Annotated in this window: 10 protein-coding genes and 2 tRNA genes; 4 read left to right on the forward strand and 8 right to left on the reverse strand. The window is 63.1% G+C overall.

Translation table 11 applies throughout. The annotated features are described in order from the left end of the window. Positions 1-10: 10 nt before the first annotated feature. The 6 genes from ku to ACIGJC_RS09590 all read right to left on the reverse strand — a co-directional run bounded on the left by ku (position 11) and on the right by ACIGJC_RS09590 (position 6,788). Complete coding sequence (gene ku, locus ACIGJC_RS09565) at positions 11-919, reverse strand: non-homologous end joining protein Ku (RefSeq protein ID WP_483708548.1); 909 nt, start codon at positions 917-919, stop codon at positions 11-13. A 39-nt stretch (positions 920-958) separates the two neighbouring features. After that, the gene (gene ligD, locus ACIGJC_RS09570; RefSeq protein WP_483708549.1) at positions 959-3,442 is read right to left on the reverse strand and encodes a DNA ligase D; all 2,484 of its coding nucleotides are present in this window, start codon (positions 3,440-3,442) and stop codon (positions 959-961) included. A gap of 312 nt (positions 3,443-3,754) precedes the next feature. Beyond that, entirely contained in the window at positions 3,755-4,366 is a 612-nt protein-coding gene (locus ACIGJC_RS09575; RefSeq protein ID WP_483708550.1) for a TMEM175 family protein, read from the reverse strand. Beyond that, positions 4,363-5,076 carry a YoaK family protein gene (locus ACIGJC_RS09580; RefSeq protein WP_483708551.1) on the reverse strand — a complete coding sequence of 238 codons (714 nt, stop codon included), beginning with the start codon at positions 5,074-5,076 and terminating at the stop codon, positions 4,363-4,365. The genes ACIGJC_RS09575 and ACIGJC_RS09580 overlap by 4 nt, the downstream gene beginning before the upstream one ends. Positions 5,077-5,398: 322 nt before the next feature. Then, a tRNA-Arg gene (locus ACIGJC_RS09585) sits at positions 5,399-5,475 on the reverse strand. 41 nt (positions 5,476-5,516) lie between these two features. Further along, positions 5,517-6,788, reverse strand: coding sequence for a GGDEF domain-containing protein (locus ACIGJC_RS09590; RefSeq protein WP_483708552.1), 1,272 nt, complete (start codon positions 6,786-6,788; stop codon positions 5,517-5,519). 374 nt (positions 6,789-7,162) lie between these two features. Here ACIGJC_RS09590 and ACIGJC_RS09595 point away from each other — a divergent pair. Beyond that, positions 7,163-7,239: transfer RNA gene (locus tag ACIGJC_RS09595), tRNA-Pro, on the forward strand. A gap of 265 nt (positions 7,240-7,504) precedes the next feature. Here the strand turns inward: ACIGJC_RS09595 and ACIGJC_RS09600 are convergent. Continuing rightward, positions 7,505-8,038: a hypothetical protein gene (locus ACIGJC_RS09600; RefSeq protein ID WP_483708553.1), complete on the reverse strand. Its 534-nt coding sequence runs from the start codon at positions 8,036-8,038 to the stop codon at positions 7,505-7,507. Positions 8,039-8,649: 611 nt separating this feature from the next. Between ACIGJC_RS09600 and infA the strand changes: the two genes are divergently transcribed. The 3 genes from infA (at position 8,650) to ACIGJC_RS09615 (ending at position 10,781) form a co-directional block, all read left to right on the forward strand. Next, on the forward strand, positions 8,650-8,871 hold the full coding sequence (gene infA, locus ACIGJC_RS09605; RefSeq protein WP_006578938.1) for a translation initiation factor IF-1: 222 nt from the start codon (positions 8,650-8,652) through the stop codon (positions 8,869-8,871). Between the two features lie 224 nt (positions 8,872-9,095). Then, positions 9,096-9,572, forward strand: a complete 477-nt coding sequence (locus ACIGJC_RS09610) for a SixA phosphatase family protein (protein WP_483708554.1) — start codon at positions 9,096-9,098, stop codon at positions 9,570-9,572. Positions 9,573-9,938: 366 nt separating this feature from the next. Next, a complete protein-coding gene (locus ACIGJC_RS09615) occupies positions 9,939-10,781 on the forward strand; it encodes a GNAT family N-acetyltransferase (RefSeq protein WP_483708555.1) in 843 nt (280 codons plus the stop codon). Between the two features lie 77 nt (positions 10,782-10,858). On the opposite strand, the gene ppx is transcribed toward ACIGJC_RS09615, so the two are convergent. Continuing rightward, a complete protein-coding gene (gene ppx, locus ACIGJC_RS09620) occupies positions 10,859-12,391 on the reverse strand; it encodes an exopolyphosphatase (protein ID WP_483708556.1) in 1,533 nt (510 codons plus the stop codon). Positions 12,392-12,532: the final 141 nt, after the last annotated feature.

The following is a 12,532-nucleotide window of genomic DNA, read 5'->3' on the forward strand; positions in this document are numbered from 1 at the left end:
GACTGCATGCTCAGGCCTTCTTCGCCGCACGTTTGGGAACGGCCGCCACGGTCGATGCGGTTCGCTTGGCACTCTTGCGCGGTGCCGGCGATTCCCCCGCCGCCGCCTTGACGGCGGCGGTCTTGGCAGCCGGCGCGGTTCTCTTGCCTGCCGACAGACTCTTCTTCAGCGCCTCCACCAGGTCAATGACCTGGCCGGACGGAGAGACCTCGACCGGTTCGGGCGAGACGATCTGCTTGCCGGCGATCTTTGCATCGATGGCAGCCAGGACGCGCTGCTTTTCCTCGTCGCGATACTGGCTGGCGTCGTAGTGATCCTCCGAGGCCTGCTCGATCAGCTGGATCGCCAGCTTCAGTTCCGCGTCGGACACCGCGACTTCCTCGACATGCAGGTCGACAATCGACCGGACTTCATCCGCAAACAGCAACTGCTGGAAGACCAGCCCGCCCTCGATCGGCCGGATCTGCACCATGTGCGACTTGCCTTTCGCGGCCCACTTGGCGATGGCGCACCGCCCGGTCTTGGCCATGGCGGCCCGCAGCAGGCTGTACGGCTTGCCGCCACGCTTGTCCGGCGCGATGTAGTAGGTCTTGTCGTAATAGATCGGGTCGACGCCCTTCTCCGGCACGAACGCGACGATCTCCACGAGGTGGCTCGCGCCTTCTTCGAGCGCCTTCAGCTCATCGGGGCTGAAGATCACGAACTGGTCCTTCTCGAATTCGTAGCCCTTGACCATCTGGTCGCGCGGCACTACTTCCCGCGTCTGCTCCGACACATACTGCTGCTTGAGCCGCGAGCCTTCCTTGCTGAGCAGGTTGAAGCGCACCGCGCTTTCGGAATCTGTCGCCGTGTACAGCTTGACCGGAATCGACACGAGGCCGAACGACAGGGACAGGGATGCCAGTGATCGCGCAGCCATAATGCATTCTCCACGTCACAAACGAAAAACCATGCGCACTCACGCCAGGTGCTCGATCGCGCCTTTCAGGCTCTGGGGGGATGACCAGAAGCCACGCCACGGGTCGCCGGTGCGGAAGCTGAGGTATTCCCGGGCGTTCCCGACGTTCCATTGATCCGCGCTTTTGAGCTGGAGCAACTGGTCCCATGATACTGGCATCGACACCCCCATGCCCGGCCGGGCGCGCGCCGAAAATGCCGCGGCCGTGGTCTGCCCGGTGCCGTTGCGCAGGTAGTCGACAAAGACCCGGCCCTTGCGATTGCTGGGGCCGGACCTCGCCACGAACCGCTGCGGAATGGCCCGCGCCAGGTGCATGACGGCCGCGCGCGAGAAGGCCTTCACGGTATCGTAGTCAAGCGCCGGAGCGAGTGGCACGACGACGTGCAATCCCTTTCCGCCGCTCGTCTTCAGCCACGCCTGCAGGCCCAGTTCGCCCAACAGGGTCTGCACGAGCAAGGCGGCCTCCTGCACGTGCTGCCACGGCACGCCTTCCCCGGGGTCCAGGTCGAAGATGACGCGATCCGGCTGGGGCAGATCTTCGGTCGTCGAATTCCAGGTGTGGAATTCGACCACGTTAAGCTGCGCGGCGGCGACAAGCCCGTCGGCCGACTCGACCGTCAGCAGGCGGCCGTGTCCCGGCCACAGTGCCTCAGGTTGTTCGGTCAGGCCCGGCAAACTCGTGGTCTCGGCGTGCTTCTGGAAGAAGACCTCGCCGCCGATGCCGTCCGGTGCGCGCAGCAAGGCCACGGGGCGCAGTGCGAGATGCGGAAGCATCCACTCCGCCACGCTCTCGTAGTAGCGCACCAGGTCGAGCTTGGTGATGCCGGTCGAGGCATCGATCACGCGCTCGGGGTTGGTGACCTTCACGTTAGTGCGCGATGGCGTGGGATCGACCCGTACGGCTTCGCGCCGGACGTCGCTCGCCGGCGTTTCGCTGCGCAGCGCCTTGAACGATGCCTGGCGCACTTGTCCCGATGACGTCCATTCGGCAAACTCGACCTCGGCCACGAGCGATGGCTTCACCCACTGCGGCGCACCGGTCCGCGCCGTCCCCCACCGGCTGCGCCGAATGGTGGCCGGCGGAAACGGGGCCGCTTCGGTCGCGAGCCTTGAAAGCTTGTGCCGCAGGGTCGCGGCAGTCTTGCTGTCCCACCCCGTGCCGACGTTGCCGGCATAGCGCAGTTGGCCGTCCTCGTTCACGCCAAGCAGCAAGCTGCCGATTTCGCTCGGGGCACCCTCCCGCTCCGAAAAACCGCAGATGACAAATTCCTGTCGCAAGCGGCATTTGACCTTGAGCCAGTCGGCATTGCGCGATGAGCTATAGACGGAATCGGCGCGCTTCAGCATGACGCCCTCCAGGCCGAGCTCGGCCGCGGCCTGGAAGACCTGTGCCGCGGGCGCGTCAAAGCTCTCGCTGAAACGAACGCGGTCCGAGTGCTCGTCGATCAGTCGGGCCAGATGCGCACGGCGCTCGCGCAAGGGCACGTGGCGAAGATCTCGCCCCTCCCAGTACGGAACATCGAACACGAAGTAGACGATCGCGTCGTTCTGGTGCCCGTCGATCGCGTTCTGCAACGCATTGAAGTCCGGCAAGCCGTCGCGCAGCACCACGATTTCACCGTCAAGCCAGCCCTCGGAAATATCGAGCTTCTCGACCTCCTTCGCAAGGCTGGCGAGCCTGCGGGTCCAGTCATGGCCGTTGCGTGTGATCAGGTGCACCTTGGCGTCGACGATCCGTGCGAGCAGCCGGTAGCCATCGAACTTCGTCTCGATGATCCACCCACCGCCCGATGGCAGGCTGGCCGTCGGCGTGGCAAGCTGCGGTGCGAGGCGCGCCGGCAATGGCGCGTTCACGGCGGCCGACAGGTCGGGTTCGTCCGGCTCCTTCACGCCGCGGCTGTTCTCGCGCTGCTCGACCGGCCCCAGCGGATGCGCGACCACGCTGTCGGGCAGAGCCGTGATGACATCGAACTCCGCATGAGACCGTGCCCACTGATCGCGCTTCTTGAAAAGCATCCACTGGTCGTGTGCCTCCCCGGCTTTCGAAATCTTCACCAGTTCCCAGCGGCCCGCCAGCTTTTGTCCATGCAGTGCGAATTCGAGCTTGCCTTTCGCCATGCCAGCCCGGGCATCACCGACCGGTTCCCACGTGCCGTTGTCCCAGACGATGACGGAGCCGGCGCCGTATTGCCTGGGCGGAATGGTTCCCTCGAAGCCGGCATAGTCGATCGGATGATCCTCGACGTGGATCGCGATGCGCTTGTCGGACGGGTCAAAGCTGGGCCCCTTGGGCACCGCCCAGCTCAGCAGCACTCCATCGAGTTCAAGACGGAAGTCGTAATGCAGGCGCCGCGCCCAGTGCTTCTGGATCACGAAGCGCAGCGGCTTCGTCGCGGAGCGTCGGGTGCGCGTGCGCGCAGCCGGCTCTTCCGTGATTCGAAAATCACGTTTGTCGCGGTAACGGGCGAGCGAATCGTGCGCCATGTGAACAGCATAGGCGCGAGCATGCGGGTGGCGTAGCCGGCGTTCTCCTACCTGGGCGTCAGAAATCAATCAGTCGATCACGATCGCGCGGAAGTCGTTGACGTTGGACCGTGATGCGCAGGTCATTGGCAAGATCGCATCGAACATATGGAACCGAGGTTCGCGTTGGCCGGCGTTGCCGCTATCGCGGCGTTGTCGCGTTCTTCCTGCTGATCCACAGCAAGCGATGCGCGCCCGGTAAGCGGACGGAATTACGCTTGTGCCGGAAATCCTCCGCCCATTTCCCTATGCCACGAATCCCGATCAACGCGGCTACGGCTTTCGGCCATCCTGCTTCAGGAGGTGCCGTTCGATGCGCGAATCAGGAAGAAACCAAAGCGCGGCCATCGCAACGAGAATAATCGTTGCTCCAACGCTGCTGTAAAAGCTTGCCGCAATGGCCAGCGCATACACCACAAGCGAGGACTTCCCTTTCCGATCCTTGCCGATCGTATCCGCGAGCGGGGAATCCTTTCCCTCCGCCGCAATGATGGCACGCTGCAGCGCCCAAAAGGATACGGCACACATGAACAGCACAAAAGCATATAGCGCAGTCGGAATTGCCAGGAAGCCGGATTTCCCCATCCAGGTGGTCGCGATGGGAATCATCGTCAACCAGAACAGCAGGTTGAGATTGACCCACATGATTCTTCCGTTTATTCCGCGCACCACCTGGAACAAGTGATGATGGTTATTCCAGTAAATGCCGACGTAAATAAAACTGAGCACATAGCCAAGGAACTGCCGGGCCTCCGCCAGCACGCCGTTCCAGTTGAATTCTGCCGGCAGTTGAATCTGATAGAGCATCAGCGTCAGGCTCACGGCAATGACACCATCACTGAAGGACTCGAGTCGGCTCTTGTTGATGATGATGGACTCCCTCAAATGAACTGTTTGCGGAATGAAAGACTGGCCAGATACAGAATGATCAGCATGAAGGGCAGCACGCTCCAGAACCCGATACGCACGTAGAGCACGGCGCCAAGAAATGCACCCAGGACGAAACCTGCCACGATGCTTGCGCTTTTCAGCAAGGCCGTACCATGCTCGCGGCTGAGCGTGCGCACGAAGTTGGACAGATCGATGCCAAGCTGAGTGGTATTGCCCGTCATCATGGTGCTGGGGCTGATGTGCTTGATCAACGTCTTGCTCGCCGTATTGCGGATCGCCAGCGCCACCAGGCCCAGGCCGCCGGTCAAGGCCAGGACGCCGGCGTCCGGATCGCGAAGTGGATCGAAGCACAAGCCCGCCAGCATAAAGGCCGACAGGAATGCCGCCTCTGCCACGAACAGCCAGCCCAGGGTCTTGTGGGACTGGCCGCAATGGTCTATCCAGATTTTGACAAGCATGACCGTGGCGATGAATAACGGGATGGCGCCCAGCTTGATCCACAGTCCCGCTCCGCCCTTCACGAAGGCAGCGCCGGCCAGCACCAGGTTGCCTGTCACATGGGCAGTGAAAAAGCCCAGCAAAGCGATAAAGCCTATTGTGTCAATGGCGCCCCCGACGATGGTAAGCAGCACTGTTGTGCGGCATTGCATCCACAAGCTGACGGGCGGGCTGTCATGTGACTGCGAATCGCTGATGGCTGTCATGTCGAATGCATCTCCAAATGGCCTCGGGCGCCGCGGAACTTGTGCAGGACTGACGGACTGACGGACTGACATTCAAACTGAAAGCGTTGGAACTGCGCCTGCAGCGTGCGACAAAAACCAGGGCACCGCTCTTCACCGCGAATCCGAAGCGACCAAAAAGGAAGAAGATAACTACCATTCGGGGGGCTAGACAGTCGGGGAAGCCCGCTCTGCCCCCTTGTTGCCACATGGCCACAAGAAAGCCGTTGTCCGCAGATTGTTACCGGGACCTATACAGCGGATCGGGCCTTGTCGAGAATTGACCGCACACCCGCAAGAAGACTGGCGCGTCCTAGAGGACTCGAACCTCTGACCGCTCGCTTAGAAGGCGAGTGCTCTATCCAGCTGAGCTAAGGACGCGAAGGGCAGCATTCTACCGCAGCGCGGTGCCGCATGGCGGATCAGGAAGTGACGCGCCGCTGCCAGGGTGCGGATTCGACTGCGCCCGTGCGATGCCCTGCCTTACTGTCACGGTGAAGCGATACGCAATTGCGGCCTGCGTGCTTTGCATCGTAGAGCGCCTGGTCAGCGCGGCGCATCAGATTGTCAACAGTCTCGGTCGGCTCGCGCTGGGCCATGCCGATGCTGACGGTATAGGCAATCGCGTCCGGCTCGGAAGGACACGGCGTGCTTCTCACGGCCGAGCTCAGGCGCAGGCTTGTCACGCGTCCCCGCTCGAGCGTGGTCTCCTGCATGACCACGGCGAACTCTTCGCCACCGAGCCGGCCAATGATGTCTTGGGGACCCACCGTCTTGCGCAGCAAACCCGCGAAATGCCTCAGCACGCTATCGCCGGCCAGGTGCCCGTAGACATCGTTGATGGCTTTGAAATGATCCAGGTCAACGAACGCGACGGTGAGGGGCTTGCCATTCCGGTCCGCCAGCGCACTCGCGTCCTCCAGCTGCTGCCAGAATGCGCCGCGCGCCAGCAGCCCCGTCAGGTCGTCATGGCTGGCCCTGCTCTCCAGCATCCGGCGAAGGCGGTCGTGGGCCATCAGGGCAAAGCTGACCGACAGCCCCACCACGGCGAACATGTTCAGTACGATCATCGAGCCGTCCTGCGCCAGCAGACCCGGTACACCGGGCTGCGCGATGGAACCAGAGAGATTCCAGGCATTCAGCCCGGCACAGCCGGCAGCAATCAGGACCAGCGACAGCGCAGCGAACCTGCCCGTGCCCCGCTTCTGCCGGAGCAACGGCGCAACGCTGCGAACGATATCCAGCAGCAGCAAGGTCTGTCCGATGCCAAGCGCTATCGGCACCCATGGGCGCAGCGCCTGTAGCCAGTCGGCATGCGGCAACCACGTGCCACCGGCAATCGCGGCACCCAAAATCAGATTCAGGACGGCCAGCAAGGACGCGCGGCCAGGCCTGCCGGCGAAATGCCGCGTGCCCACCACCATCAGCGAAATGCCGGCGAACAGGACCATGTCGACGGCATCGGCAGCCAGCCAGTACCCAGTGAACTCGGCCACGGCCGGCATGGCGGCCGCTGAAGCGGCCACAAGGTCGCCGAGTGCCCACGACATGAGGCCGCTCAGCCCCATTCCCTGCGAGCGGCGCAGCACGGCGCAAACCACTGCCATTTGCAGGGCCAGCAGGCCCGCAATGAGCACAATCATGTGCGACTGAAACATCTTCATTCCCGTCCAGCGACAGGCAGCGACCCGCACGACGCCACCGTCCCTTTTTGTATCGATCCTGCTTTGGGACCGTCGTTTTCAAGTTGCCGCCAGACCGCTCCGGACATCCGGCAGCCAAGGCGGCAAACGGATTGGTACGGCGGGCACGCTTTCCGCGCACGGCAGCGCACTTCTTCATGATGATCTGGACAGTCCGCCCAAGAGGTGTACCCCCCATCGATACCCAGCGGCGACGGGCGGACTACGGCGGTGTGGCGATTATCGCCGGGCCCGAATCCAAGTCAAGCTGCAGTTGACCCGCCCAAAGCGGGATGCGTACGCGGCGGCACCTCCGGGGCGTTGTGGACAACACTTTTTAAGATGGATTGACCGCGCCACGCAGAGCCCGCTACAATAGTCGGCTTCGGAGCGTAGCGCAGCCTGGTAGCGCATCTGATTTGGGATCAGAGGGTCGTAGGTTCGAATCCTATCGCTCCGACCAGTTTTTTGCTTTACAGATCAACGGCTTAGACAGTGATGTCTAAGCCGTTTTTCTTTTCTTTCCCGATAATAGGTCGCCAGTACCGCTCGTGACAGCAGTTCTGGTCCGCCTCGCGCGGGCTTTTTCTGCTCCACGGATAGATCATCGGTGAAGGTCCCGTAGCCGTTTGCCACCGCCGACCCTACAGTGCCCGTACGGATATAGCGCACCGACAAAGTAACTTGCATGGTTCCGGCACCGTCTGAGCTGCCGACAATGAGCTGATTCACGGAGGCGAAGACGGTTGCGCCTCGCCCGCCGCCGCATTGCGCCGCTCGAAATGGCAGTAGGCATCGGCGGCGACCAACCCGAAGAGGGCATGCGCAAACAGGCTTTCCCAGCCTCGCGCCTCATCAAACCAGTTGAAATAGCGCCCCAGCGCGTAGAAGTTCACCAGGTACACCATGACGCCGAAGACGATCCCGACGACGGATGCCAGGCCCATGCTCGAATCCAGTCGAAAAGAGCCCAGGATGAATGCCAGCGCCGACGCGAGGATGATCGACAGCGCATAGTGAACCGTACCCGCGGCAAGGACGATAGTCCAGTTGAAGGTGTCCGGCGAAGCCAGCGCCTCGCGCCCTAGGATGATGGCCGCCACCATCTTCACCGTGTCCCAGGCGCCGAGGTAGAACAGGAAGCGTGCGGTCAGCAGTTCCAGCACCATGTACACCGTGCCGGCAATCAGGCCGGCGACGACGGCCATGCGCCAGTCAGGGCGGCAGCGTGCATAGTGGTGCGATTGCAGGTGGAGTTCCATGACTACCTCCGTTTGCTAGACCTTCTGACAAGGCCTGTGGAGTTAGTTCTAGTGCATATCGGTCAAATACCAAGGGCCATAGCCGCGCTACTGATAACCATGAATCACTTATTCACCCATGGCTATCGCCTGCCGGGCCAACGCAGGAAGCCCCGCTCCCGCGCTTACGTACCTTTCATTGAAAACCCATGCCCGTGGTACAATATGCCGTTAGCCCGGGATGTTCCGCGCATCCCTGTCACCGGGCGTTCTCTCCAGCGTGAAGGCCGGCCCTTCAGATCCTTCCGCAGCGTTACAAACATGGCGAGCGACCGGTAACACGTTGCCCGCGCACCCGCGACTCGCACGGCCGAGGTTCTGCGGCCGTATCGGCAAGACAGATCGGCCGGGCAGACAGCGCCCCCTGGACGATTTCCTAGCTGGACCAGTTGGCACGCGGTTTGCAGCGCCTTCTGGACCGTGTCAGCTTGCCTGGGACAACTCAAGGTGCGCCCCCGCCGCCATGCGGCAAGTCTGTGCACATGCGCCGGACCAGCATGCCCGCGCGTCGCGTCACATCGAATGTAAAACGAAACCATTGCACCCTGCGGGTTGCAGAAAAGGAAGATAGATTGGCTAAGGAAGAACTCATTGAATTTGGCGGTGTGGTGTCGGAAGCCCTGCCCGACAATCGTTACCGAGTCCTGCTCGAGAATGGCGTCGAGATCTGGGCCTATGCATCGGGCAAGATGCAAAAGCACCGCATCCGCATTCTGGCAGGCGATCGCGTTACCCTGGAAATGTCGCCGTACGACCTGACCAAGGGCCGCATCAACTTCCGCCACAAGTCCTGAGTCTTTGCCAGCGCCGGGTTCGGAAGCGATTTTCCGGCCCCGGCCTCAGCGCAATGATTGCGCGCCGGCGTGTGTCACGTGCCTGACACTACGCTCGGAGACACTTGCGGGCTGCCTGACAGGCAGCCCGTATTGTTTGTGCGCGCCGCCACCACGGCGCGCGCTGCTTGCGCCTGTCGGACGGCTTCACCATACTCGAAGCTCACTCCCTGGCCTGCTCCGACATGAACCTGATCCTGTGGCGTCACGCCGAAGCCGAAGAACTCCCCGATCCGCTCAGCCTGAGCCGGAACGCGGACCTGCAGCGACCGCTCACGCGCCGCGGGCGCAAGCAGGCGGACGACTCCGCGGCGTGGCTGCGGGCTCAGTTGCCGGCCAAGACCCGGGTATTGTGCAGCCCTGCGCTGCGCGCGCGCGAAACCGCAGCGGCGTACAGCGGCCATCCTGAAATTGTGGAGAACCTGGTGCCCGGTGCGGACGTCAGCGCGGTCCTCAGCGCAATTGGCTGGCCGCAGGGCGACGAGAACGTCGTGGTGGTGGGTCACCAGCCCTGGATCGGCAGGCTGGCGAGCCTGCTGCTGGCCGGCACCGAAATGAACTGGAGCGTGCGCAAGAGCGGCATCTGGTGGCTGGCCAGCCGTACCCGCGAAAGCGAAGCGCAAACGGTGCTGCGCGCGGTCATCAATCCTGAATTTCTTTGAGATTCGCCGGCAAGGCATTTCTCAATCTTCGCTCAGGCGCCGCGTGGACACGCCAGTTGTCGCTCATCGGCCCGGCGCCCAGAGAAAATTCAGCAAAGAACGATAGTTCGTTGTTTCTCCACTCAATAGAGTCGCGGGGTTCGCCGGCGCGTCCGGCGCCGCTGACCCGGAGAAACAGGCATGTCCCGCAGCCCCACCCCGCTTACCCGCCCCAACCGCCCGGCCCACCCCACACCGCCGTCGGTGGCCCCCGGTAGCCATGCTGCGCCGGCATGCGTCATGGAAGCGTCATCGCCGGGTCACGGCACTGTCACCGCGGCTCACTACATTGCTTCGCAACAGTTTCGTCACCAAAAGGACACTCTGATGCGAGACCTCCCGACGCCGACCCAGCCGCTTTTCGACTCCCTGCCCAATGGCCTTGTCGGCCAGTCGGCGCGGAGGCGTCTTCATCGCCCGTCGGATACACCGGCAAATGAATCGCCTGTTCTCAACGTGGCGTGGGCGCGCCACCAGGACGAAGTAGTCGAAGCCCAGCGCCTGCGCTACAAGGTGTTCGCCGAAGAGATGGGCGCGCGCCTGGCATCGAAGGTGCCCGAGCTGGACGTCGACATGTTCGATGACTACTGCGACCACCTGATCGTACGGGACATGGCCACGCTGAAGGTGGTGGGCACTTACCGGGTGCTGCCGCCGCACCAGGCCAAGCGCATCGGCTGCCTGTATGCCGAATCGGAATTCGACCTCGTTCGCCTGTCGCACCTGCGCCCCAAGATGCTCGAGCTTGGGCGCTCCTGCGTGCATCGCGACTATCGCTCTGGCAGCGTCATCATGGCCCTGTGGGGCGGCCTGGGCGAGTATCTGCAGCGCTGGGGCATCGAGTCCATGCTCGGCTGCGCCAGCGTGCCGATGAGCGATGGCGGGCACTATGCGGCCAGCCTGTACCGGCTGTTCAGCGAGCGCTCGCTGGCACCGATCGAGTACCACGCCTTCCCGCGCCTGCCGCTACCCGTCGAAGACCTCAACCAGCAACTTGAAGTCGAGCCGCCGGCGCTGATCAAGGGTTACCTGCGCCTGGGCGCCCGCATCTGCGGCCTGCCCGCATGGGATCCTGACTTCAACGTGGCCGACTTCCTGACGCTGCTGCGCGTGAACGACATGAACCCGCGCTATGCGCGCCACTTCCTGGGCCTGAACCGCCCGGCCTGAATCGCTCTGGCGCAATGAAAAACGGCGGCCAGGGGCCGCCGCTTCTGTTTGGCGCCCCGGCGGCGCCGGGGAACCACTCAGGCGTACACCACCTTGTACCGCTTGCCGACGCGCTGCCATTCGTCGGCCTCCTGCGTCAGGCTGTATTCGACCAGTGGATTGGCTTCGATCCAGCTCTTGGGCACTCGAACCTCGAAGCCCTCGTCCAACGCATCCGAGCGCTGCGACACACGGATATCGGGCAGCGGTGCATCCGAACGCCGGCGGCACAGCACGAATGCCAGCCGCAAGCTGAACAGCATGCGCCAGTCGAGGAACTTGCCGCTGCCTGAAAGCTTGCCGAGCTTGCCGGCGTGACCGAGCAGCAAGGCCGCCAGGCGCGCCTGGTCGGTCCTGGAGAAGCCCGGCATGTCCGCGTGCGTCGCGATATAGGCCGAATGCTTGTGGTAGCCGCTGTGGGAAATCGACATCCCCACCTCATGCAGGCTGGCGGCCCAACCAAGCAAACCGAGATTGTCCTCGCGGCGTTCATCAGCCGGCTCGGGAAACTGCGACAACAACGTGGTCGCGGCGCGGCGCACGCGGGTCGCCTGGGCGCGGTCCACGCCGTAGCGGCGCATGAACTGGTCCACGGTCACGGTTCGCATGTCCTCGTGGTGGCTGCGCCCGAGGAGGTCGTAGAGCACGCCGAGGCGCAACGCGCCATCGGTCACATCCATGCGGTCGATGTCGAGTTCGGCGAACACACCAAGCATGATCGAGAGCCCACCCGGCAACACCGGAATGCGGTCCGCCTTCAGCCCCGCCAGCTTGACGCGATTGGTATTCTCGGCCTTGACCAGTGCGCGCTTGAGCCTCTCCAGCCCTTCACGTGTAATGCCATGCTCGGCCGTGCTGTCGTTCATGCCGTTGAGTTCGATCAGCTCGGCCAGCGCGCGCGCCGTGCCCGATGATCCGACCGCCTGCTGCCAACCGGCCGCGCGATACTGGCGCACCAGCACCTGGATCTCGCGCCGTGCGGCCAGTTCGGCCTGCTTCATCGCGTACTCGTCGACGTTGCCGCTCGGAAAGAACTGGCGGCTGTGCGATACGCAGCCGATGTAGAGGCTTTCCATCAGCTTCGACTGGTAACCGCTGCCGATGATGAACTCGGTAGACCCGCCGCCGATGTCGACCACCAGCCGGTTGCCCTGGCAGACCGGCGCGTCGTGCGATGCACCCAGGTAGATCAGGCGTGCTTCTTCGCGGCCGGCAATGACTTCGATCGGGAAGCCGAGCGCGGCCTCGGCCTCGATCAGGAACTCCGAGGCGTTCTTGGCCACGCGCAGCGTGTTTGTCGCCACGGCGCGCACCTGGTCAGGCGGGAAATCGCGCAGCCGGTCGCCAAAGCGGCGCAAGGCATCGATGCCGCGCCGACGCGCAGGCTGATCGAGATATTTATCCGGCGTCAGTCCCGCCGCCAGCCGCACCGGCTCGCGCAGCGCGTCGACCTGAAAGATCTGGCTGGCCGGGCCATTGGCGGTAGGGGTTTCGTCCACTCGCCCGATCATGAGGCGAAAGCTGTTCGAGCCCATGTCGACGGCAGCCAGCAAGCGTGGAGAGTTGTTCATTCGATGTCTGGAAAACTGGAACGCATGGCGTACAGGTTACCGCGCAGCAAGGGACGCGTGGTCGCTTGGCCGGCATGGTGATACACCAGAAAATTATGTCCTCGCCATGTCAACATCATGACAAAATCAAAGTGTCATAAA

The sequence above is a fragment of the Cupriavidus sp. C3SS-1 genome (assembly GCF_057073755.1).